Source organism: Paenibacillus timonensis (genome assembly GCF_022427145.1).
GTDB lineage: Bacteria > Bacillota > Bacilli > Paenibacillales > Paenibacillaceae > Fontibacillus > Fontibacillus timonensis.
On sequence record NZ_JAKSXN010000003.1, the window covers coordinates 86,537 to 109,715 of the forward strand.

Genomic DNA, 23,179 nt, shown 5'->3' on the forward strand with positions numbered 1-23,179 from the left:
AGGCTGCGTTTAATGGAGTCGAAATTTGACGCAGCCAATCAGAAAAATCATAACGATCGTAAGCAGCACGAACAGAGACAACGCCATTTTCCCCCAGTTAAACAGCGGTATCTTGATCTTCCGGCCCGGTTCGATCAACTGCATCAGCCGATAGTTTATGGCTTCATTGGCAAAGCCCACCCCAAAGGAACCTTCAACAAACCGTTCTTTCTGTAACAGGCTGAGCAGAACCTGAGCCATCGGAGCTTCGCTGCCCATACGCTTCATGGAATACCGGTCCGCCAGAAGTTCCATCCAAACCTTGTAATGCCGGGCCAATTCCTCGACGACAGGCAGGAACGCCAGACAGTCCGCCAGCAGTTTCAGGATGAACAACTGTAAGGGGTGCCTCGACTTATAGTGAAATAATTCGTGATAAACGATAGCCGCCAGCTCTTCTTCACCGAATCGTTCCAGGGCGCCGGACGAGAGCACAATCTTCGGTTTGAAGAAACCCGCCGTCATCGCTATAATCTCCGGCTTTTTTATAATAACGAAGGCTACCCGCTCATTCTCGAATCTTGAATCTAAGAAATCCTGCCGCGAGGTACCGCTGTTAGCCTTTATATATTGTCTCCACAATTTGTATCGTCTCAACTGCTCAAGCATATTTTTCAAAAACATCGTTAAAGAAAATAAAATTAAAATATTTAAAACAAGTTCCCAAAGAACATGGTTGGTAAAAGTATCGGCAATTACCGCAAAAATCATGGCGAAGGGATTTGGTTCCAGGGGCACGTCCTGCAATTGATGAAATATATTTACTCCAAGCAAAACCGCAACGGCCAAACCGGTGATCCCTAGTGCAAGCAGCGCAAGTTTGGTTTGTCGGGGTAATCTCAATGTCAGATTGTTCATCGGTTATTTTTCATCTCTTCCAATTTCCGGGACAGCTTGGCAATCAGCTCCGGATCCGCTTTGTCCAAATTATCGACAAGGTGGCTAACCATAAGGGAACCGAAATCTTCGACCAGACCGTCCGTGACGATTTTCGTCTGCTCGATAATAAATTGTTCTTTATCCTGGGTAGGCGAAAAATAGGTGATCTTCGTTCTTCCTTGTCCGCTGGACTCCTTAAGCAAATGGCCTTTGTCCGCCAGACGGACCATCACGGTCATGACCGCATTTAACGATATCGGGTTATCACGATCGATTATTTCATGAACCTGTTTGATGGTAAGCTTCCCACGGCTCCAGAGGATCTCCATAATCTTGGCCTCCAGCGTGCCAAAAAAACGATGCAGGCCCTCCCCATTCAAATTCATTTTCTTTACTTTCACTGCAAACCAGCCTCCAATCCTATTTATTGTATCATTTACTTCTCTTATTTTACACATGAACGTTTATTCATATATAATCATATGGAGTGCATACGCCACATTCCTTGGTATATGTCAATGACATTTGATTCTTATAACACCTGATCGGAGTGGTACTTTTATGAAAAAAGCAATTTCTTTTGTTTTCCTTCTCACTATGATTGCCCTTATTTTTCCAACCATCGCCTCGGCACATACCAAGCTGACTTCTTCTTCGCCCAAACAGGATGAAGCGGTGAACACCCCGATTGACCAAATCCAATTGGAATTCAATACCATGATCGAACCGTTAAGCTCCTTCAAGCTCACCGGAGACGCCGGAACGATCGACATCAAGGATTTGCGGATCGATGGACAAACCATGACGGGCTCATTGAGCGACGGGCTCAAGAATGGAACTTATGAAGTTCAATGGAAGATCGTAGGGAAAGACGGACATCCTATTAAAGGCGCTTATTCTTTTTCGGTAAGCGTTCCGGCGGAAGATTCAACCGATAATCAGGAACTGCAGCCGCAGGAAAATCCCTCTTCCCAAACCACTCGGGAAGCCATCGAAGACAAGGGGGCAAACGACCAAGGAAATCTCCCTGTACAAGAGCAGGCAGCCGCTTCTGCGCCTAAAACCGGGCTCATCTACGCGGCCATAGCCGGAATCGCAGTTATTCTCACCCTCATCGTAATGAGGAGAAGACGGTCATGATGTACTGGCTGGGAGAACCTTTTCTATATTTAAGCTTTGCGTTTGTCGCCGGCTGGCTGGTGATGATCGGCGCGAAAGAATCGGAGGCGCTGGCCCGAATTCCCATGCCCTTGGTCATGGCGGCCTTGTTGGGCGTTGCCGTATTTTCCTTTCTGCCGGTTCTCAGAATCATAATGTTTTTTGCAGATGATGTGGGCTTTAGACTCACTTTCGAAAGCGTTTTGTTTACGTTTACGGAAGGCAAAGCGTATTGGTGGACGCTTTTATTCATCGGTCTGCTGTTTGTGGCCATCGGCTTTGGCGACCCGGTACGGAACCAAAAGTCCTGGATCCTGTGCTGTGTTCTCCTGCTCGGATTAATGATGAGCCTTGGATGGTCCAGCCACCTTACCGCCTTGTACGGCAATGCCGGGCTTATTTCGTACGTGCTTCATTTTCTGGCGGTTGCGGTCTGGTCCGGCGCATTGCTGGCGGCAGGCTGGTTTAAGCCGACACACTCCTGGTCCCGCTTCCTGTCGTGGTTCCATCCCGCGGCGATGCTCGCGATGCTGGTCATCGTTCTATCCGGTCTGTACCTGACGAACGCGGTGGTGCCCGAATACCTGAACGGTTTAGCGCTCCCGTATGGGCAAGCCTTATTGCTTAAACATTTGCTCCTGATCCCGTTATTCGTATTCGCTTTGCTGAACGGTTTTTTGGTGAAAAGAAAGCTGCAAAAGAATCCCTCCTTTAACCCGAAGCCATGGGCAAAGGCCGAATCATTGTTGATACTCATGATCTACACCGTAACGGGATTCATGAACCAGCAATCCGCTCCGCACGATGTGTCCGAAACCTTGCGTGAAACCCCGGCGTCGAAGCTGTTTGTGTGGTTTCATCCGGGTTATGAAAATACGGACCTCCAGCTTCGCTGGGATCCGCTGGTCCTGCTTAATTTCGCCATGGCCTTGGGATGCATCGCCGCCATGATTTATTTGTTCCGGAAAAACAAAAGCCCCTATCTTACCGTATCACTCGGCATCCTGCTCGTGATGGTCTTATATATTGCTGTGATGTCAGTAGTCGTCTAATAGTAATGATTTCGTTTAAGCCCTCCTTTTTGTTATAATAATTTAAACGCCTAACAGAAAGGTGATAAGTCAATGACACGTTCTATAAATGCAGCAGAAGAATGCGATTCGAACTGTTCGGGAGCACCGGTGGATTTGGATGCGATCAAAGCGGAGTTAATCGATGACCAGGCAGCGGTTCAATTTGCCGACTGGTTTAAGGCCTTCAGCGATCCGACGCGCGTCAAAATCATCGGCGCCCTGCTAAGAAGGGAATTGTGCGTACATGACTTGACGGTGCTCCTGGAAATGGGGCAATCGGCCGTTTCCCACCAGTTGCGATATTTGCGCAACCTGCGCATCGTTAAACGGCGCAAAGTCGGAAAAACGGTCTATTATTCGCTCGACGATGCTCACATCGAGCAGATTTTTCTGCAAACGCTCCAGCACACCAACCACGGATGATGCGGGCCGAGCCGCAAATGACAAGGACTGTCCCTCGCCATCTTCGATGGCCTGCGGGACAGTCCTTGTTTGGCTGCGGTCGCTCGGGTTTCTTTAATAATATCCCCAAATTAAAGTCAGCAGTGTGCCGAAGATCGTGACCAGCGCCACGAATATGCCATAGTACACGGTGGTATAAACGGTTTTTTTGTCCTCTCCTTCTCCGGCATGCATAAAAACGCTCAATTGAATGATCGCCTGCAGGAATGCCGTAACGAGCAGCACCGTCGAACCGACCTCAAAAGAAAGCTCGAAGAAATAAACGGTCAAGGCCGCCGCCGTAAGCGTGAGCGAAAATACGAGACCTATGATTTGTTTCCGCGGAAAAAGCTCTCTCATCTTACATCATTCCTTTCAAGAAGACGAAGCTGAATATGAAAATCCAGACCACGTCCAGAAAATGCCAATAGAGAGAAAAAATAAAGGCCTTATTGGTTGTTTCCGGCGTTAACCCGCGCTTCACGATTTGATAAATGATTAATGCGCCCCAAAGCAGGCCAAACGCCACATGCAGGCCATGGGTTCCCAGCAGGGTAAACAGAATCGCCGTGAATCCGCTCGTTTGCAGCGTCGCCCCTTCATGGATATACACGATGAAATCGTAGATTTCCACGCCGAGAAACACCAAGCCAAGCAATAAAGTAACGGCAAAAAAGGCGATCATGGGCCTCTGTCTGCCCAAACGCATGGCGTTAATCCCCAAGCCGATCGTAAAACTGCTGATCAAGAGCAGGGCGGTTTCCAGCATCACCGGCACAACTTCAAAAATATCGGCGCCGGAGGGCCCTCCTCCCGTCCTGTTAACCAAAGTAAAATACGAGGCGAACAGCGTTCCGAACAGGGCGATCTCCGCCCCCAGAAAAATCCAGAACCCCGTAATGTTCAAGCGGTTTTGCTCCGTACTGTATTCAAGCGGGGCCGTCTGATCTATTTTCATATCTTGCTTCCCCCCAGTTTGCTTTCGAGCGCTTTAATTTGGTCGACAGGGATATACCGCCCGTGGTCCTGCTCCAAAGACCGGTAAGCCAGGCCAAGCAGGATGAGGACCGTGGAAACCACCGCCAGCGTCCACAGGCTGAAGACGAAAGCAAAACCCCAGATAAAGAATATCCCGCCGAGAATGATCGGCCAGCCGCTGTTGTTGGGCATATGAATTTTTTTCAACTCCCCGTCGAACAGTCGATGCCCTCTTTTTTTGTAGTCCCAAAACGCTTCCGGCGAATTCACGGCGGGAACAACCGCAAAATTGTATTCCGGCACAGGATTGTGCGTCGCCCATTCCAGCGAACGAGCATTCCACGGATCACCGGAAATGTTCCGCGAAGCATAACGCGTGCTGTAATAGATGTTGTACACGATGAGGATAAAACCGATCGCCATCCCGATGGCTCCGATAAAGGAAATCATGTTCCATAGGCCGAAGCCCGTGGATTCGGAATACGTATACATCCGGCGCGCTTGGCCGTTTAAGCCGGAAATGAACATCGGGAAGAAGGTGGCGCAAACGCTGACGGCGAGAAACCAAAACGCCCATTTTCCGATTCGTTCATTCAGCATGAAGCCGAACATTTTCGGCCACCAATAGGTCAATCCGGCGATCATCGCGAAGACGACTCCGGGGATAATCACCAGATGGAAGTGGGCCACCAAAAACATGGTGTTATGGTACTGGTAGTCGGCGCTCGCCATACCCAGCATAACCCCCGTGACTCCGCCGATCGTGAAGATCGGAATAAAGCCTAACGCATACAGCATCGGGACGGTAAACACGATTTTGCCTTTACGCATCGTAAAGAGCCAGTTGAAAATTTTGATCCCGGTCGGAACCGCGATCGCCATCGTCGTCACCGAGAATATGCTGTTGACCAGCGCCCCTTGGCCCATCGTAAAGAAGTGGTGCACCCAGACCAAAAACGAAAGCAGCGAGATGGCGACGATCGAGATGACCATCGATTTGTAGCCGTACAGGTTTCGCCGCGAAAACGTGGAAATGATTTCGCTGTAAATCCCGAATGCGGGCAGAATGAGAATATAAACCTCAGGGTGGCCCCAAACCCAAAACAGGTTGGCCCACAGCATATCCATACCGCCGTTTTCCGTCGTGAAGAAGTTGGTCCCGAACAGCCGGTCCATGGTCCCCATGGCCAGCACCACGGTCAGGACCGGAAAAGCAAAAACGATGATCAGGTTCGTAATCAGGGCGGACCAGGTGAACATCGGCATTTTCATCAAGGTCATGCCGGGCGCTCTCATTTTCAGAATCGTAGTAATAAAGTTGATCCCCGTGACCAAGGTGCCCAGGCCGGAAATTTGCAGCGACATCAAATAATAGTTCGTGCCTACGGAAGGGCTGAACTCATTGCCCGCGAGCGGGAAGTAGTTCGTCCAACCCGAATCCGGCGATCCTCCCATGACGAAGGAGATGTTAAACAACATGGCCCCGGCAAAATACAGCCAATAGCTCAAGGCGTTAAGCCGCGGAAAGGCCACGTCGCGGGCCCCGATTTGCAGCGGCACGGCGAAGTTCATCAAAGCCATGATAAAGGCCATCGCCATAAAGATGATCATGACTACGCCGTGCGTCGTGAAAACTTCATTATATTCTTTGGCGCCGAGCAATGTATTCTCGGGTATAGCCGTCTGCGTCCGCATCATGATCGCATCCACGCCGCCGCGAAACAGCATGAGCAAGGCAGAGATCAGGTACATAATGCCGATCCGTTTATGATCGACCGTCGTAAGCCATTCTCGCCACAGGTATCCCCATTTTTTGAAATATGTCAATCCGGCAATGATGGCGATGACAGTGAGGCCGATGGCAACCATTGACGCATAAATGGTCACCGTGGGGTTGGGCACGGCGAATTTACTTAGAAAATCCATCTTTTCCGCTCCTCTCTAAAACGCTATGATCCATTCCCTCCATGTTCATATCCATGTCCATCGGATCCGGATCGTCGCCAGGCATGCGCTCGTCCTCGCTTGTGTTCCCGTTCTCGCCGGGTTTTTTGCCGCTCGTATGGTGAGTTTGCGGAGGCGGCGAAAATGCCAGATGCGTTCCGGCATAGGTGGATTGCCCGAGATGGCCGGGCTTCAGCAGCTCCGCAAATTTCGCTTCGGTTAACGGCTCGGCCGTCGCCTTCACCTCTTCCACCCATTCGTCGTATTCTTTTGGCGTTACCGCCTTCACGCTAAAGGTTTGCTCGGCGAAGCCTTCTCCGCTGAAATTCGCGTTCCGACCCATGTATTCCCCGGGAATGTCGGCCGCCAAATTCAACGTGTTGACCATGTCGGCCATCGCGTATTTTTGCCCGCCCAATTGCGGAATCCAGAAGCTTGAGATCGGCCCGTAGGAATACAGTTTAAATTGAATCGGCCGGTCCGTCGGAATATACAAGTAATTCACCGTTTCAATCCCTTCCTCCAGGTAACTGAAATGCCACTTCCAGTTGGAGGACGATGCGTAGATCACCAGCGGCTCCTTATTGTATCCTTTGGGAACGGCCTCCACCTTAAAGGTTGATATGATCGTTACAACCGATAAAAATGCTACGATAAGCACGGGAATGGCCGTCCAAACAATTTCGAGCTTCAAGCTGCCTTCGATGTGCGGCGGTTCATAATCCTCGCTCTGATTGGATGCGCGGTATTTTCTTACGATGTACGCGTACAACACGATCACGGAAATGACAACTACAGCCATGGTTGCAATCGAAATCCATATCACATCGGCTGTCGTTTGCGCCTGCGGCCCTTTGGGATCCAAAACTTTGAGCGGCTGGCATCCCGCCAGGAGGGCTGCGCAACTTAATAAAACAAGTATGATTGACCAACGGAGCTTCATCAAAGCACACCTTTCTTTGGGATTTGAATGCTATGGCGCATATGAATCACGATGGCTCCAAGCCTTCATTCGAATTCATTGTATACAATAAAAACTACGTATTGTAGTATAAAAATAGTTTCGTCACAGTCTTTTCACACAAAAGTCGATCAAACGTCATGAATTAGACAAAATAATCATCTTCACTATTGTTGATTGTGATTTATTTAATAGATTCTAATATTCTCACAGCTTTCATACTTTGTGGAACGTGGCTGACTAGATAAATTCGGACATAAAAACAGCCAAGACCGCACCTCTTCAAAAGGCACAATCTTGGCTAAAATGGAAGCTATTTCATTTACGCTCAAGCACGATTTTGCGATACATTTCCCCAAACATGGCCGGGCTGTCTACTTTCCAAATCCCTTAAGTCAAATTGGGTTTGATCTTCAGCACACGCATCGCGTTCAAAACGGCAAGAAGGGTAACGCCTACATCCGAGAATACCGCTTCCCACATCGTCGCAATCCCGAAGGCGCCCAGGAGCAGAAAGACCGCTTTGACGAGCAGGGCGAAAATAATGTTTTGCCATACGATCCGCCGGGTGTTCTTCGCAATATAAATCGCGGAGGATAGTTTGGAAGGCTCGTCGGTCATGATGACGATATCGGCCGCTTCAATCGCCGCGTCCGACCCGAGGCCGCCCATGGCCACGCCGACATCGGCTCTGGCCAGAACCGGCGTGTCGTTGATGCCGTCGCCGACGAACACGATCTTTTCTTTGCTCGCTTTTTGGCGGTCGATCTTCTCCAACTCTTCCACCTTATGCTGCGGCAGCAGTTCGGTCCGCACCTCGTCCACGCCCAGCTTTTTGCCGATTGCTTCGCCTACCGCCTTGATGTCGCCCGTCAGCATGACGATCTTCTTCACGCCGAGATTTTTCAGGGAACGGATCGCTCGCGCCGAGTCTTCCTTAACCTCGTCGGCAATGACCAAATAACCGGCATATTGTTTGTCAACCGCGATGTGGACGATGGTGCCCAGTTCGGTTGGCGCGGCAAATTCGATATTTTCCCGTTTCATGAGCTTCGCGTTCCCTGCTAGAACTTCCCTGCCTTCGAACTCGACTTGAATGCCGTGGCCCGATATTTCGTTGTAACCAGCAATCAGCTCTTCGTTCAACTCCTGCCCGTAGGCTTCCCTGATGGATTGGGCAATCGGATGGGTGGAATGCATTTCGGCAAAAGCGGCTTGGCGCAGCAGCTCCTGTTCGGTCCATCCGTTTTGCGGATAAATGCCGTTTACTTTGAACGCACCTTTGGTAAGTGTTCCCGTTTTGTCGAATACGACGTATTTGACGTCATTCAGCGCTTCCAGGTAATTACTGCCCTTGACCAGCACACCGTTCTTGGAGGAAGCGCCGATGCCGCCGAAGAAGCCGAGCGGGATCGAAACTACCAGGGCGCAAGGACAGGAAATCACCAGGAACACCAGTGCCCGGTAAACCCACTCCGAGAAGGTCGCGCCGCTGAAGAGCAGCGGAGGCAAAACGGCCAGTAAAGCGGCGACAATGACGACAAACGGCGTGTAGTAACGTGCAAACTTCGTAATGAAGTTTTCCGTCGGCGCCTTTTTACTGCTTGCGTTCTCCACTAGATCGAGAATTTTGGCCACGGTCGACTCCCCGAACACCTTAGTGACCTCGATCGTCAAAACCCCGTTTTTGTTGATGAATCCGCTCAGCACTTCATCGCCTGCGGCTACTTCACGCGGCACGGATTCGCCTGTCAACGCCGAGGTATCCATGGCCGAATTCCCCTCGATGACTTTGCCGTCTAGAGGTACTTTCTCGCCGGGCCGCACAACGATCAAATCTCCGATTCGCACTTCCTCGGGACTCACGCGTCTGGTTTCGTCACCCGCTTTCAAATTGGCAAAATCCGGTCTGATATCCATCAGCGCGCTGATCGATTTCCGCGACCGGTTGACGGCAATACTCTGGAACAGTTCGCCAACTTGATAAAAGAGCATCACGGCTACGCCCTCGGGGTACTCCCCGATTACAAATGCGCCGATGGTCGCGATCGACATCAGGAAGTTTTCATCGAACACCTGGCCTCTTACGATATTTTTCAGCGCCTTGTAAACGATATCCCCGCCCACGATGAGATAGGCTGCCAGAAACAGGATCAATTCAAGCTCCTGGCTCAGGGACAACGCGAACGCTGCCGCACCAATAGCAAGACCCGCGATCAGACGAGCGACCATGATTTTGATGTTTTGCGCCCCATGGTCATGGGAATGACCGTGTCCATCATCCGCCGCTTCGGCGCCGTGAGCGTGCACATGATCATGGCTGTGATTGTGACCGTGATGCTGTTTGGCGGATTTCCCTTTTGGACTTGCCGCCTGCAATCCCGCCGCTCCGTGCTCCAATACTTTCACGTCGGGCTCCAGCGTGCGAATTTTTTTCTTCGCCTGCTCAAGTATCTCTTCCGAGCGGTCCATCGCCACCTCCATGGTCAACGTTTTGTTCACAAAATTCACCGAACAAGCCGAAACACCGTCAATCTTCTGGACACCGTTCTCGATTTTTAAAGCGCAGTTTGCGCAATCCAGGCCTTCCAAAACAAATTTACGTTTTACCGTACTGGCAACAGCCTCCATGTTATATCCCCATCCTTTTGAGTAAAATATCGACGCATGAACAAATGTTCATATATATAATTATTATATTCATGTTTATAAATTACTGTCAATCACCGGAACAAAATTAACTATCTGAGGAATGAGTGATGATTTTCTACGGGAGTGCGTACACCAAATAGATGTCAAACAAAAAAGAATAGCACCTACCGTATTGGTTAATGGTGCTATTCACGGCTTTTTATATCAATACACATACACTTTATAATATTCCTTTCAAGTTTGCTTTTCTGGCAGCTTCCCTGCCTGAATGAACCTTTAACTTTCGAATCACCCGGTTCACGTGTTTTTTGACCGTACTTTCCGTTATATGCAACTGCTCCCCAATTGAGGAACGGGTGTGACCATTGTGGATAAAACGAAGGATTTCAACTTCCGTTCGGGTTAAAGCTTGTCGCATTTCTAGTTGCTTCATTCGAACAAATTCGGACCGAAGCATGCCTGCGGTGGAAGCATGAATGGAGGATAAGCCCGAATATGCGGCTCGAACAGCCTCCGGAATATCCTCGAACGCTGTCTTGACAATGTAATTGAACGCACCGTTGCCAAACGCCTCGGAAATGATCTCTGCCTGGTCTAATACCGTAAGCATGATGACCTTCGCCTTGCTCATGCAGACAATTTCGAGCGCCGCGTCAAGCCCGTCTTTCTTTTTCCCACCCAGCACCACATCCAATAGCACCACATGAATGTCCAACATACTCACAATGCGAATTGCATTGACTTTCGTCTGAGCCGTTCCGACCAAAAACAAATCCGGTTCCCGATTCACCGTTTCGGATATATATTCGTTCCACACCGGATCGTCTTCCACCAACAGTACTTTGATCTTGTTCATGGTCTCCCTCCCATCGGTTCCATGACGATGAATGGCGAATGACTCATTGGATGGGAAAATGAAGCATACATGTCGTACCGATTCCGATTTGGCTATGAATCTCAATGGATCCCTGATGTCGGCGCATAACTTCATGACTGTAGAATAATCCCAATCCATCATTCGCTTCGTTCGACTTGGTTGTAAAGTGAGGTTCAAAAATATACGGCATTGCTTCCGGAGCGATGCCGCAACCGGAATCACGAACAGAGATATCCAGCGTTTCTTGCGACAGACTCGACGTTATTGTCAGACACCCTCCTTCGGACATCGCTTCAATGGCATTATAGAAGAGGTTCTTCATGACTTGCTGCACGTGAACAGAATCACAACACAAAACAATCGATTCATCCAATTTTTTTCGGACGATAAGATTCTTGCTGCAAAATTCTCCCGTCAAGCTATTCAATAGTTGCTCAACGAGTTCATTTATAATGCATGACTGCTCGTACAATACCAACTGTTGTGATGAATTACGAAAACGGAAAGCTATTGCCATAATCCGCTCGGTAGCATCGATCAAATGAGATGTATCCCGATACAATTCCTGTTGCTTGGTCCGTTGGGCAAGATAAAATATACGTCTGGCTGCAATCTGTATTTTTCCAAGTTCACTTTTTAAAGCATGATAGAATTGAAATGTAAGCGGAGTCTCCCCATATGGCTCTGGGGATGTGGAATACTTCTCCAATCGGATTCGGACGCCCAATACACCGTAACGTACAACAAATACAAAAAAGAAAATGCACACGGCTGCTAAACCAGCACGTTTGGTATCAAAGGGCGGGTGGAATTGGAGCAAAGGCAGAATATAATCGAAAAGCAGTACAAAACCGATCGACGGTACAACAATCCAACAGACCACACGGTGTTGCTGCCTGATCCTCTTATCAACTTCACGGTATGCCAACCTCAAGCATGGCACTGCTGCGGTAGCGTAATAAATCATTGCCCAGAACGGTATCGGTCGTGTATCACGTGAAGCCTCTGAAGGTAGAAGAAACATGATCAGAACCGGTATCAGTGCCCCGACGATTATGGAGCGCTTCCAACTCTTTCGCCGTTGAAACCACCCCGCATAGCTCAAGCTGAACATCAATAATGAATAGGGAGGCAAGTATAAGGCTAAGAAGTAAAAAAAACCTTTTACCCACTCTAATCCGGCTATAATTGGACCGTTTGCCAAGGGGACAATTACGGGAATTATCTTCTCATCTATGGCGATAGTCAACTCTCCGAGTACAGAGAAAAAAGCGACTGAACCGGCCCAACGATTTGGCTCTCTTGTCGGATGGGCGAATAGCAGAATGGCGGTCATCAGCAATAATGACAGTACAAGCACCACTTCAGTTCCCTCCCTCGATGAGGTTCCTCGGCTTATTCGGAATCGGACATAGACGACAAAAAAGACACGTACCCTAAACGTGCCTTTTCTCCGGAAGCCAGCCTTTTAGGGTAACCCGGCGATCATAGCCTTACGGCCGCAGACCCGTGGCTTTGCGTCCCCGTCTTTCGAGCGGGTTTGCCATTTTTCCTTCAGCTCATATTTATTTGGACAACCAATAGGAGAATAGTTCATAACCCATTCGTCCATGGCGATGTTCGAATCCCTCACCTGACCTCATAATGTCATTTAACAGCCACCAGGTACTACCTACATAGATTTGACATCAGATCCCTCCTCTTTTTCAGTCTTTCTATAGAAAAGTACTAGAAGCACAGTTTCGACCGAAAAACGGACCTTTGTCCTAATAACCGAGCCGAAAAATATGGTCCAAATTCCTGTCTAATCCTCGCTTTATAGACATATTATACTAGAAGATTCCAGCTTTTGCGAGAATATAGTTGCTAAAACTTTCCTTATTTATTTTCATTTTGGGTCACATTCATTCGAATTGGAAATATAGGTATCGAACAGCAGTGTCTTTTAGTTTTTTGTAACATGTGCAAACGTTCATACATAAATTAGAAGCAAAGAACGTCACCTGCTTTTTAACCCCTCGCCCTTTTGGCTTGGGGCTCTTTGTTTTTTCTGTAACAGGCCATCCGTACGCAAGTTTCGAATAGTCCCAATATCTTGGGTTGATTCGCCGACCTGTAGGCGTCAGCGAATCTGAATTATGTATCAAATAAATCATAAAAAGGGCGTTTGACTATAGGCATTCGCCGGATACGGACTAGGTATCTAACCATAGAATAATGTTGTAAAACAACTCAAACGGGAGAGATCGACCGGAATCAAGTTCTGAGTTGGCCTACAGTTACAAGTTTACTGAAGAAAGAATTGCGTATCGCAATATTTAGGCTGAGGATGTTTAAAAGATCGGAAGATTACAAAAATAATCAAAGTAAGCACTAGAGCCCCCAACTTCGAGAAGTTGGGGGTACTTTTTGAGTCTGGACTAACTAAAAGGAACTTATGATCTTACTATCAGTAAATGATAGTCAGGCGACTCCTCTGTTTTAAGAACCTCTTGAATAATTGGACTATTAGGGACATTAGTGAAGCCCAATTTCCTTGCCAATCCAATACTCGCATCCGTGTTGGCATTTTCGATACAAATTCGGTCAAAACCTTTGTTTTGGGTATAATTTTTTAACCACTCGATCACTTTTGTCCCAATCCCCATCCGCTCAGAGACCAATGAAATAACACCAATCTCCGCTCCCGTAACGACAGCAAAACAACATGATCATTATTCCAAAAATAGAGAAAGCAACCGTGCCGCATAAAACCTGTAAAGGTTGTATCGCTTCAAGAAATCGGGTCTTAATGAATAAGTTTCGGCTCCTTAGGTATATGCGAACAAGCGTTGTACTCCCTGCTTATTATTTACTTTAAATGCGAAGAAAACCCTGATCATTGAATTATTCAACGATCAGGGTTTTTGTTTTAAGTATATGGTACCGGTGAGAGGACTCGAACCTCCACGGGTCTCCCCACTCGATTTTGAGTCGCATATGCTATTCGGAAGATAGCAGAAGTTAAGTCAAAGAAGAGGAATATAAAACCCGCGAAAAGCCTTGTAAAATCAAGGTTTTTTGCGGGTTTTTGTGTTTTTTTCAGTACCCGTAAGGCTTCCCGGCGACAACCTGAAATGAAGCCATTTTTGGACGTTGGGAAGAACTCGGAAAGAACTACAGCAGAACCAGCCCGCTCCCTGCCATTGACAAATTAATGGAGCAAATGCTCCAGGGAGGGTTTTAATATGTCCAACACAACAGTAATCACCATTGCAAACCAAAAAGGCGGTACCGGGAAAACGACCACCGCCTACAATCTGGCCTACGCCTTATCTAATGAAGGAAAAAAAGTGCTGCTCGTCGATTTCGACCCGCAAGGCAATCTGTCCATGTGCTTTGGTATCGAGCAACCGGATCAACTCAAATACTCCATGTTCAATGTCATGAATGCTATTATGAGCGACGAACCTCTTCCACCTGCTGAGGAATACATCCATTCTCATGGCAACATCGACCTGATTCCGAGCAATATCGAATTGTCAGTTGCTGAAATCAATCTGCGGGATGAAATGGGCGGCGAAAAAACGCTGGCGTCTCTGTTGGAACCGATGAAGCCGAACTATGACTACATCATCATCGATACCAATCCCTCACTTGGTCTGCTAACGATCAATGCTCTTGCAGCCAGTGATAGCGTGCTGATTCCCGTCAATCCGCAACTATGGTCTGCAACAGGATTAACCCAATTGCTCAGAATCATTGTAAAGGTCAAAAAACGCATCAATCCGCGCATCAGCATTGAAGGAATCCTGATGACCATGTGCAACACCCGCACCAATTTATATAAGGAAGCTTTTCGTCTGGTCAAAGTTTATTACCGAGAAACCTTCCGTATCTTCGATGTACAAATTCCATTGTCCGTCAAAGTGGGCGAAGCGAATTTTTACAGCCAAAGCATTATGGAGTTTGAACCCAAATCAAAGGTAGCAACAGCTTATCAAGAATTGGCTAAGGAGCTGACGCTTCATGGCAACTAAACGCCCTGTTCCCAAACTGTCCAGCATCGACGAGTTGTTATTGCTATCGGAGCAGACTCAAACTCCCCTTGAGCAAACTGGCGGAATCCAAACTATACCCATCAGCAAAATCAGAATGTATAAAAACCATCCGTTCCGCTTGTATGACGGTGAGCGATTGGCGGATATGGTGAGCAGCATTGAAAGCAACGGTATTCTTGTCCCGGTCATTCTGCGGAAAATCGAAGCCGATGAGAATGGCTGTGACCACGAAATGCTGGCCGGACATAACCGGATGAACGCGGCGCAATTGCTGGGGCTTGAACAACTGCCCGCTATTGTGAAGGAAGGCCTAACCGATGTAGAAGCGCTCATGTATGTGGTTGAAACCAATGTTTTGCAGCGTTCCTTTTCGGATATGTTGCCATCCGAAAAAGCCAAGGTTCTTGCACTGCGCTATTCGGAAATGTTCTCCCAAGGCAAACGAAACGATATTATTCATGAACTTAAAATGCTTGAAAACCCGCAGTATGACAAGGAAAACGAAACTTCGGCCCTATTAGGGCACAAGTTGAAAAGTCGAGATATTGTCGCTCAAGAATACGGCCTATCCAAAAATACAGTCGCCCGCCTGCTTCGCATCGACAAACTATCCCCTTCACTCAAGAAGCTGGTAGACGATGCGAGGATCGGACTATATCCTGCGGTCAGTCTTTCCTATCTAAATGAAACAGAACAGCAGGCTGTCCATGAGGTGCTGTCACAGAACGAATACAAGGTAGATATGAAAAAGGCAGAACTCCTGCGGGAATACTCCGGCCAATTAACAAACGAGCAAGCAGCCAGAATCTTGTCCGGCGAAGCCACACGCAAGCCGTGCAACAAAACGCCAGCACCCTTCAAGCTCAAACATAAGTTATATGCGAAATATTTTACCTCAACCCATAAAGCAGCCGAAGTCGAGGAGATCATCGACAAGGCATTGGAAATGTATTTTTACCAACAACACCAACAAAATCCTGAATCCAATGAAAAAAAGGAGGACAACACCCATGAATCCGGTCTTTAAAGACATTGAGCATGAGCAATTCTATGAGGGCAATCTTCGAATGACTCACAGCCAACATGATCCGTATCGTCAGGCTTTCTTCTATGTCCTTGGCCTTACGCCGCAAACCCGCCAGCATATCCGCGACCTCTACGATTACGAAGAACAGGCAATTCGCTTGGAGGGTTTAGAACAAGGCTGGCAGACCAGCACTTCTGTAAAAATGACCCGCCTCGCCTTTAATCTGTACAACGGCTATACCGGGGATGCTGAAATAGGCCGGGATCATCCCCGCCATTACAGTCCGTATCATCTATTCGACACCGGGCTGATGCCGTACTTCTTTGAAGCGATCAAGCTTCGTTATGCGGAATATACCCGTTCTCTGGAGCTGCCACACTTTGCATTTCCAACAACAGAGACAGAACCCTATGCTTCATATGAACACGAAGCCTGAGACATATAACGCCAGCCTGATTATTCTATTTGGAAAGGAGAGCCTGACATGAGCCGCATTTTGCCTTTGCGCCACCTGTACGCATCTGCTATTAGGGAGATCACATCCAGCGGGGACGACTGGCAACACTATCTGCACTTTGCTGCATCCATCTACAAATACTCATTTGACAACAGCCTGCTCATTTACGCCCAACACCCGGACGCGACCATGCTGGCTCCCCTCCCACTATGGAATGAGTTAGGCCGTTATGTGAAAAGGGGCGAAAAGAGCATTGCCGTCTGTGATTTCCAGCAAGGCACTCCGATACTAAGTCGTTTGTTCGATGTCAACCAAACGACAGGCAGACAAGTCCCTGTCCTCTGGAGCCTGGAACAGCTTGATACCGATGAACTGGCTGGGCGGCTGACTTCCTACGATACGCTAAACCTCGCTAAAGCCATTTCGCAGCTTGTGCATGAAACTGTCCTTTCATCCTGGGAAGAGTGGCTGCAAGATATTGAGCATGACATTCACGATCATTTCCTAAGTAACATCCCCTTGCTTGGACTAGAGCAACATATGGGCGACTTAATTGAAGACAGCGTTCGCTATCTCATCCATCGCCGCTGTCAGTTGCCTGAACCGAATCACACCGACTTTTCAACGATCACCCATTTTGATACTTTACCGCTTGCCGCACGTTTGGGCTATCAGGTGAACACTCACGCCCGCAGCTTGCTTACCGACATTGCTCGTTATGTAAAAATTATGGAACAGGAAAGGAGCCTGGCTCATGAATCATCCCGACAAACCGAAGTTGACGTACCACGAAATCGACGGACTGCTGTATCCGAACCTGCACATCTCGAACGAAGCGACAACCGAACAGCAGCCCCTAGGAAAATTCGGTCGACTGGCGCTGAATCATCTACGGAATCATCACCCGCAACGCTTTCAGATTCTTCAAATGGAAGGCAACTTGATGAAGAAAATGCAGCAGGTCGAACAAGAGGCGCTGGAACGGATGGAGCAATTGACCGATCAACTGCTTCGCCTTCATCCCATGCCACAGACGGACGACACATTGAAAAGAGCACAGCATCTGAATCAGATCAAATCGACAGCCGAGGAACTGGTCATGAACGACATCATCCTGAAACCACGGTAACCGAAGCAAATCTCCCTTCTTCCCCATCATCCGAGCCGCCGATAAGCGGTTCTTTTTTTATGCCCAATGAAGGCTCAGTTCTTTCAGGAACACGAACAGGAGAAGATATGCTGGCCTATCTGCTAATCAGCGGCAGAGGCGCTATGTCCGGTAAACAGCGTATTTATCAGTTTGTATTGGATCATCATCCCGTGAAAGCGCCTGATCTGATCGCTTTTCTAAAGCCGCTATATGGCATCGGCGGTGCCAGAAGAGATTTAGGTAGTGGATTGGTCGGCTACATGACAGATAGTAAAGGCGTTCAGCTTTCCTGGCAGGATGTTTCCGGGTCACATGAAGAGCAATTTAAATGGAAAAAAGTCAGCGATACATTACTGCAACTGATCTCCCAGGGGCATTACGATGAACAATTTGCTCCTTTTCCGCCTGTAGAACCGGAATGGACGTTATTTGATTACGCCAACGAACAAGCAGACGTTGAAGAGGACTCTGGAGAACTCGAAGGTCAGAACAATTTGCCCGAACTTACCGATAACCAGCTTCAAGACACTCGTTCCCTACTGGATACCAAAAACATTAGTGAAAACTCTACTCTTTCTCCAGATTCTCAACGCAATCTCCCTACTGCGGTAAACTATCGTTTTCAAGCCGAGCAATCGCCTTATGTATCCGGTGCAAAGAGCAAATATAAACGGAACGTGGAGGCTATTCGTCTACTCAAGCAATTGGAATCAGAGCAGCGGCAAGCGACTACAGAGGAACAACATATTTTAGCCGGTTATGTGGGCTGGGGCGGATTAGCGAATGCGTTCCACCCTAACGCGAATGGCTGGGAAACCGAATATACCGAATTAAAGCAGCTCCTGGGTGAAGACGAATATGCAGCAGCCCGTAACTCCACCATTACCGCCTTCTACACAGAGCAGTCCTTAATTCAGACCATCCATGCAACATTACAGCGTTTTGGCTTAACCTCCGGTGCTGGACGCCGCTTGTTAGAGCCTTCTATGGGCAGCGGAAACTTCTTTTCTGTTATCCCACCGGAATGGGAAAATGCTGAACTTCACGGCGTGGAACTGGATTCGTTGACGGGACGCATTTCACGACAACTCTATCCCAAGGCAAACATCCACATCCAAGGATTTGAAACCATTGATTGGCGCGAACAGCGTTTTGATGCCATGTTCTCCAACATTCCCTTTCATAACATTCGCATCCATGATCGCCGCTACAGCAGCAGCCACTACATTCACGATTACTTTTTTATCCGTTCGCTGGACTTGCTCAAGCCTGGAGGCATCTTGGCTTTTATCGTCAGCAAAGGTACTATGGACAAACAAGACTCCAGTGTACGGCAGATCCTGGCACAGAAAGCGGAATTAATCGGGATGGTTCGCTTGCCGAATACTACCTTTCAATCGCTGGCCGGAGCTACAGTCACAACAGATATTGTATTTCTACAAAAACGGGAGTCCTCGCTCCCCCTCACTCAAGAAGACATGCCGGAATGGATTGAAATTGGTGAAACGGCTGACGGCGTGCCTGTCAATCGCTATTACCTGTCTCATCCTGAAATGCTGCTCGGACAAATGAAATGGGATCGTGGCATGTACGGTGCAGAGAAAACCAGCGCATGTATTCCACATGAGGAACAGCCTCTGCTTCACTCCTTGGAGAAAGCACTTGGTACATTGCAAGCTCGCTTTCCTGACTTGCCAGAGCAAGTTACTCAAGAAAGCAACACCCGCTCCCCCCTCCTGCTGGATGAGGAAGAGGAGCCAATTCGAAAAGCGCCGCCTGGCACAAAAAACTTTACGTTTATTGTCGAACAGGAACGCATCTATTACTGTGAAAATGGTATTCTTCTCCCCCAAGACATCAAAGGCAGGAAGGCAGAGCGTATCAAAGGCTTATGCGCCATACGCGCGGCGCTTTTGGATGTAATTGAAATCCAATCCCGTGAATACGGTTATGAAGCAGAGGAACTGAAGCAAGCCCAGTCCAGGCTGAATCACATCTATGACCGCTTTGCTCATCAATATGGAGCTATTAACGAACGGGCCAATACTTCTGCTTTTACCGACGATGACCAACTGCCGCTGTTGCGCTCCATTGAAGATTTCACAGAAGATAAAACCTGGACAAAAGCCGCTATTTTCAGTCGTCCGACTATTCGAGTCAACGCCTTGCCGGAGCATACGGATGATCCGCTGGAAGCATTGCAAATTTGTCTGAACCACCGGCTGCGCATCGAACTGCCGTATATCGCCCATCTCTGCGGTAAAACAACGGATGAAGTGCGGGAGGCGCTTGGTGAACGCATTTTCCAAAACCCGCAAGCCTATACAGGAGATGTAGATGAAGGCTGGGAGCTGGACGAAGAATACTTGTCCGGCAACGTCAAAGACAAGCTCGCCTATGCTACGCTCAAAGCACAGGAGTACCCGGATGTATTTCAGCGCAATGTCGCTGCACTTACTCGTGTCCAACCTGCTCCACTGCTGCCGGGAGACATCGACTTCCGTATCGGCAGTCCCTGGATTCCAGTTAAAGTATATCGGGCATTTATGTATGAAACGTTTGGCACGGCTCAAATCATGCAGGATTCGCAGACCATTGATGTAGACTATCTCGAATACACCAATACGTGGCGCGTATCCGGCAAACCCCTGGAAAGAGGCTCGATTAAAGTTAACCAAACCTTCGGCACAGGGCGAGCCAACGCTTATGAGATTTTTGAAAGCAGCCTGAATCTGCAAAGCATTACCGTGCGTGATCCGTTCACTTATCTGGATGCGAACGGCAATGAGCAGATCAAGTATGTGGTCAATGCCAAAGAAACGATGATTGCCCGTGCCAAGCAGCAGCAGATGAAAGAAGCATTTGCCTCCTGGCTCTTTCAGGACAAGGAACGAGCCGATGCACTGCTCTCCATTTACAACGACAGATTCAATACGATTCGTCCCCGCACGTATGACGGCGATCATCTGGTGTTTCAGGGAATGAATCAGGAAATGAGCCTGCGCAAGCATCAACGGGATGTGACAGCCCGTATTATTTATTCCGGTACAGCGCTTATGGCTCATGAAGTCGGAGCCGGCAAAACGGCGGCGATGATCGCTGCAGGCATGTATTTAAGGCGTATTGGTGCGGTTCACAAGCCACTATACTGCGTACCCAATCACTTGACCGAGCAGTGGGCCAACGAATTTTTGCGCTTCTTCCCCTCTGCCAATGTGTTAGTGACCACGAAAAAGGATTTTAGCTTGGCTAACCGTCAGCGCTTCGTTTCCAAAATTGCCATGGGCAATTACGATGCCGTTATTATTGGTCATTCGCAATTCGAGAAAATCCCCATCTCCCGTGAGCGGCAGGAACAGCTCCTGCAAGATGAAATCCGCAACGTCTCCCGCATGATTAACCAGATGAAAAAAGAAAAAGGCGACAACTGGAGCATCAAGCAAATGGTTGTGTTTGAAAACAACCTGAAATCCCGCTTGGAACACCTGATGAATGAAAGTAAAAAAGACGACCTGCTCACCTTTGAACAACTTGGCGTGGATATGTTATTTGTCGATGAAGCCCATGCCTACAAAAACTGCTTCACCTTTACCAAAATGCGCAATGTTGCTGGGATCGGCAAATCAAGCAGCCAACGGGCTATCGATATGCTGCTCAAATGCCAATACTTGCAGGAGATGAACCAAGGACGTGGGGTCGTTTTTGCTACCGGCACACCCATTAGTAACAGCATGTCCGAGATGTACGTCATGCAGCGTTTTCTCCAACCTCACTTGCTGCAAAAGCTGGGACTAAACTTTTTCGATAATTGGGCTGCAACGTTTGGCGAGGTTGTTTCTTCCCTGGAGATTACACCCGAAGGCAGCGGCTATCGCATGAAATCCCGTTTTGCCAAGTTTCACAATTTGCCGGAGCTGATGAGCATGTTCCGTCTCGTTGCCGATATTCAAACCGCCGATATGCTCAAGCTCCCGGTTCCACTGCTGGAGGGAGATAAAGCCAGCGTCATCGTCAGTGACCGCTCCCCCTATCAAGAGCAGATGATGGATGAGTTCGTTGAACGAGCCGAAAAAATTCGGAACAATGAAGTCGATGCCAAAGAAGACAACATGCTCAAGCTGACTCATGAAGCCAAGCTCATGTCGATTGACCCGCGCCTGGTACATGAAGATGCTCCCGTTGATCCAATGTCCAAGCTGAATCTTTGCATTAATAACGTATTTGATATTTGGCAGGAAACACAGGCGAATCGACTTACTCAGGTTATATTCAGCGACAGCGGCACTCCAAAGTCAGGGCAGTTTAATGTGTATGATGAAATGAAATCCCAATTAGTTCTTCGCGGTATCCCGGAGCAGGAAATCGCCTTTATTCATGATGTAAATACGGACGCTGCACGGGAGGCTTTGTTCGAACAGGTGCGCCGCGGCGAAATCCGAATCCTGCTAGGCTCCACGCAAAAAATGGGAACCGGGACGAATATACAGACGAAGCTCATCGCTGCCCATCATATCGACTGTCCGTGGCGTCCTTCCGACATCATTCAACGGGATGGCCGCATTCTGCGGCAAGGCAACCAAAATGAAACGGTGCGGATTTTCCGCTACGTGACCAAAGGAACCTTCGACTCTTATTTGTGGCAAATCCAGGAGCAAAAGCTGCGCTACATCTCGCAAGTCATGACTGGCAGAAGCATTTCCCGCTCCTGTCAGGATGCCGATGAAACGGTACTGTCTGCGGCTGAAGTGAAGGCTGTTGCTGTGGGCAACCCGATGCTGGCGGAGAAGATGGAAGTGGACAATGAAGTCATCCGCCTCAAGCTGCTCAAAACAAACTGGCATAACGAGCAAGTCATGCTGGAACGGCAGCTCAGTCAGCATTATCCGCGAGTGCTGGCTTCCTGTGCGGAAAAGCTAGAGCAATATCAAGCAGATTGGAAGCTCGCTGAACAGCACCGACTCCAGGACTTTTCAATCACCTTGGATGGCACAGTTTATGATGAGCGTCCTCAAGCAGGAGAAGTTCTGCTTCTCTTATCCAAAGTCACTCAACTGGAGCATCAGGCTGTAAAGGTAGGACAATTCAAAGGATTCGACATTCTGCTGTCCCGCTCCGGTTTTGAGCATGTACAACTTCGAGGAACGGCGACCTACACGGTTGAGCTTGGAGATTCAGCTCTAGGCAATATCAGCAGGCTGGAAAATTTACTGGAGAAAATTCCTGCCAAGATTGAGGCAACCAAACAGCAGCAACAAGATACCCTCCACCAGATCGAGACCGCGAAGAAAGAAATCGGGAAGCCCTTTGAATTTGAAGATCGGCTAAGTCAATTTGTAGTGCGGCAGTCTGAGATTAACTCGGCGCTGGAGTTTAAGGAGTTACAGGGGCAAGAAATACTGAACGAGGAATCCGATGAAGAATTATTAACGGAATCAAGTCTAAACTGGAATGAGGATCATGAAAAAGAATAGAGGTTGTGGTTTAAGCTTAGAACCAAACTTGC

General features: G+C 48.3%; 17 protein-coding genes and 1 riboswitch. Of the genes, 7 read left to right on the forward strand and 10 right to left on the reverse strand.

All coding sequences use genetic code 11. From position 1 onward, the window contains the following. Positions 1 to 9 precede the first annotated feature (9 nt). Together MJ257_RS01980 and MJ257_RS01985 are read right to left on the reverse strand one after the other, a co-directional pair. Positions 10 to 897, reverse strand: coding sequence for a M56 family metallopeptidase (locus MJ257_RS01980; protein ID WP_240267659.1), 888 nt, complete (start codon positions 895 to 897; stop codon positions 10 to 12). Further along, positions 894 to 1,319, reverse strand: coding sequence for a BlaI/MecI/CopY family transcriptional regulator (locus tag MJ257_RS01985; RefSeq protein WP_240267660.1), 426 nt, complete (start codon positions 1,317 to 1,319; stop codon positions 894 to 896). The genes MJ257_RS01980 and MJ257_RS01985 overlap by 4 nt, the downstream gene beginning before the upstream one ends. A gap of 160 nt (positions 1,320 to 1,479) precedes the next feature. Between MJ257_RS01985 and MJ257_RS01990 the strand changes: the two genes are divergently transcribed. The 3 genes from MJ257_RS01990 (at position 1,480) to MJ257_RS02000 (ending at position 3,572) form a co-directional block, all read left to right on the forward strand. Beyond that, complete coding sequence (locus MJ257_RS01990; RefSeq protein WP_240267661.1) at positions 1,480 to 2,058, forward strand: copper resistance CopC family protein; 579 nt, start codon at positions 1,480 to 1,482, stop codon at positions 2,056 to 2,058. After that, complete coding sequence (locus tag MJ257_RS01995) at positions 2,055 to 3,128, forward strand: CopD family protein (protein WP_240267662.1); 1,074 nt, start codon at positions 2,055 to 2,057, stop codon at positions 3,126 to 3,128. The genes MJ257_RS01990 and MJ257_RS01995 overlap by 4 nt, the downstream gene beginning before the upstream one ends. Before the next feature lie 72 nt (positions 3,129 to 3,200). Beyond that, positions 3,201 to 3,572: an ArsR/SmtB family transcription factor gene (locus MJ257_RS02000; protein ID WP_240267663.1), complete on the forward strand. Its 372-nt coding sequence runs from the start codon at positions 3,201 to 3,203 to the stop codon at positions 3,570 to 3,572. Between the two features lie 93 nt (positions 3,573 to 3,665). Here MJ257_RS02000 and qoxD read toward each other — a convergent pair whose 3' ends face one another. From qoxD to MJ257_RS02040, 8 genes are all read right to left on the reverse strand, one after another. After that, on the reverse strand, positions 3,666 to 3,950 hold the full coding sequence (gene qoxD, locus MJ257_RS02005; protein WP_240267664.1) for a cytochrome aa3 quinol oxidase subunit IV: 285 nt from the start codon (positions 3,948 to 3,950) through the stop codon (positions 3,666 to 3,668). A gap of 1 nt (position 3,951) precedes the next feature. Continuing rightward, complete coding sequence (locus MJ257_RS02010) at positions 3,952 to 4,548, reverse strand: cytochrome c oxidase subunit 3 (RefSeq protein ID WP_240267665.1); 597 nt, start codon at positions 4,546 to 4,548, stop codon at positions 3,952 to 3,954. Next, positions 4,545 to 6,494, reverse strand: a complete 1,950-nt coding sequence (gene qoxB / locus MJ257_RS02015; RefSeq protein ID WP_240267666.1) for a cytochrome aa3 quinol oxidase subunit I — start codon at positions 6,492 to 6,494, stop codon at positions 4,545 to 4,547. The genes MJ257_RS02010 and qoxB overlap by 4 nt, the downstream gene beginning before the upstream one ends. After that, complete coding sequence (qoxA, locus tag MJ257_RS02020) at positions 6,478 to 7,455, reverse strand: cytochrome aa3 quinol oxidase subunit II (protein ID WP_240267667.1); 978 nt, start codon at positions 7,453 to 7,455, stop codon at positions 6,478 to 6,480. The genes qoxB and qoxA overlap by 17 nt, the downstream gene beginning before the upstream one ends. A 408-nt stretch (positions 7,456 to 7,863) precedes the next feature. After that, the gene (locus MJ257_RS02025) at positions 7,864 to 10,104 is read right to left on the reverse strand and encodes a heavy metal translocating P-type ATPase (RefSeq protein WP_240267668.1); all 2,241 of its coding nucleotides are present in this window, start codon (positions 10,102 to 10,104) and stop codon (positions 7,864 to 7,866) included. A 241-nt stretch (positions 10,105 to 10,345) separates the two neighbouring features. Then, a complete protein-coding gene (locus MJ257_RS02030) occupies positions 10,346 to 10,981 on the reverse strand; it encodes a LuxR C-terminal-related transcriptional regulator (RefSeq protein ID WP_240267669.1) in 636 nt (211 codons plus the stop codon). Between the two features lie 43 nt (positions 10,982 to 11,024). Next, positions 11,025 to 12,365 (reverse strand): sensor histidine kinase, encoded by a 1,341-nt coding sequence (locus tag MJ257_RS24885; RefSeq protein ID WP_240267670.1) that lies wholly within the window; start codon positions 12,363 to 12,365, stop codon positions 11,025 to 11,027. Between the two features lie 106 nt (positions 12,366 to 12,471). Next, positions 12,472 to 12,557, reverse strand: a riboswitch (cyclic di-GMP riboswitch). Between the two features lie 880 nt (positions 12,558 to 13,437). Continuing rightward, a complete protein-coding gene (locus tag MJ257_RS02040; protein ID WP_009224836.1) occupies positions 13,438 to 13,650 on the reverse strand; it encodes a GNAT family N-acetyltransferase in 213 nt (70 codons plus the stop codon). A gap of 579 nt (positions 13,651 to 14,229) precedes the next feature. Here MJ257_RS02040 and MJ257_RS02045 point away from each other — a divergent pair. From MJ257_RS02045 to MJ257_RS25055, 4 genes are read left to right on the forward strand one after another with little or no spacing between them, the layout of a single operon-like run. Beyond that, entirely contained in the window at positions 14,230 to 15,021 is a 792-nt protein-coding gene (locus MJ257_RS02045; protein WP_212978217.1) for a ParA family protein, read from the forward strand. Continuing rightward, positions 15,011 to 16,069, forward strand: a complete 1,059-nt coding sequence (locus tag MJ257_RS02050) for a ParB N-terminal domain-containing protein (protein WP_240267671.1) — start codon at positions 15,011 to 15,013, stop codon at positions 16,067 to 16,069. Before MJ257_RS02045 ends, MJ257_RS02050 begins: the two co-directional genes overlap by 11 nt. Beyond that, positions 16,053 to 16,505: a DUF6075 family protein gene (locus MJ257_RS02055; RefSeq protein ID WP_212978219.1), complete on the forward strand. Its 453-nt coding sequence runs from the start codon at positions 16,053 to 16,055 to the stop codon at positions 16,503 to 16,505. Before MJ257_RS02050 ends, MJ257_RS02055 begins: the two co-directional genes overlap by 17 nt. A gap of 48 nt (positions 16,506 to 16,553) precedes the next feature. After that, positions 16,554 to 23,147 (forward strand): helicase-like domain-containing protein, encoded by a 6,594-nt coding sequence (locus MJ257_RS25055; RefSeq protein ID WP_443689910.1) that lies wholly within the window; start codon positions 16,554 to 16,556, stop codon positions 23,145 to 23,147. Positions 23,148 to 23,179: the final 32 nt, after the last annotated feature.

What these genes read in the sequence shown, in the direction of transcription:
- MJ257_RS01980 (WP_240267659.1), bottom strand. Translation starts at nt 897, where the DNA reads ATGAACAATCTGACATTGAGATTACCCCGACAAACCAAACTTGCGCTG.
- MJ257_RS01990 (WP_240267661.1), top strand. Translation starts at nt 1,480, where the DNA reads ATGAAAAAAGCAATTTCTTTTGTTTTCCTTCTCACTATGATTGCCCTT.
- MJ257_RS01995 (WP_240267662.1), top strand. Translation starts at nt 2,055, where the DNA reads ATGATGTACTGGCTGGGAGAACCTTTTCTATATTTAAGCTTTGCGTTT.
- MJ257_RS02000 (WP_240267663.1), top strand. Translation starts at nt 3,201, where the DNA reads ATGACACGTTCTATAAATGCAGCAGAAGAATGCGATTCGAACTGTTCG.
- qoxD (WP_240267664.1), bottom strand. Translation starts at nt 3,950, where the DNA reads ATGAGAGAGCTTTTTCCGCGGAAACAAATCATAGGTCTCGTATTTTCG.
- MJ257_RS02010 (WP_240267665.1), bottom strand. Translation starts at nt 4,548, where the DNA reads ATGAAAATAGATCAGACGGCCCCGCTTGAATACAGTACGGAGCAAAAC.
- qoxB (WP_240267666.1), bottom strand. Translation starts at nt 6,494, where the DNA reads ATGGATTTTCTAAGTAAATTCGCCGTGCCCAACCCCACGGTGACCATT.
- qoxA (WP_240267667.1), bottom strand. Translation starts at nt 7,455, where the DNA reads ATGAAGCTCCGTTGGTCAATCATACTTGTTTTATTAAGTTGCGCAGCC.
- MJ257_RS02025 (WP_240267668.1), bottom strand. Translation starts at nt 10,104, where the DNA reads ATGGAGGCTGTTGCCAGTACGGTAAAACGTAAATTTGTTTTGGAAGGC.
- MJ257_RS02030 (WP_240267669.1), bottom strand. Translation starts at nt 10,981, where the DNA reads ATGAACAAGATCAAAGTACTGTTGGTGGAAGACGATCCGGTGTGGAAC.
- MJ257_RS02040 (WP_009224836.1), bottom strand. Translation starts at nt 13,650, where the DNA reads ATGGGGATTGGGACAAAAGTGATCGAGTGGTTAAAAAATTATACCCAA.
- MJ257_RS02045 (WP_212978217.1), top strand. Translation starts at nt 14,230, where the DNA reads ATGTCCAACACAACAGTAATCACCATTGCAAACCAAAAAGGCGGTACC.
- MJ257_RS02050 (WP_240267671.1), top strand. Translation starts at nt 15,011, where the DNA reads ATGGCAACTAAACGCCCTGTTCCCAAACTGTCCAGCATCGACGAGTTG.
- MJ257_RS02055 (WP_212978219.1), top strand. Translation starts at nt 16,053, where the DNA reads ATGAATCCGGTCTTTAAAGACATTGAGCATGAGCAATTCTATGAGGGC.
- MJ257_RS25055 (WP_443689910.1), top strand. Translation starts at nt 16,554, where the DNA reads ATGAGCCGCATTTTGCCTTTGCGCCACCTGTACGCATCTGCTATTAGG.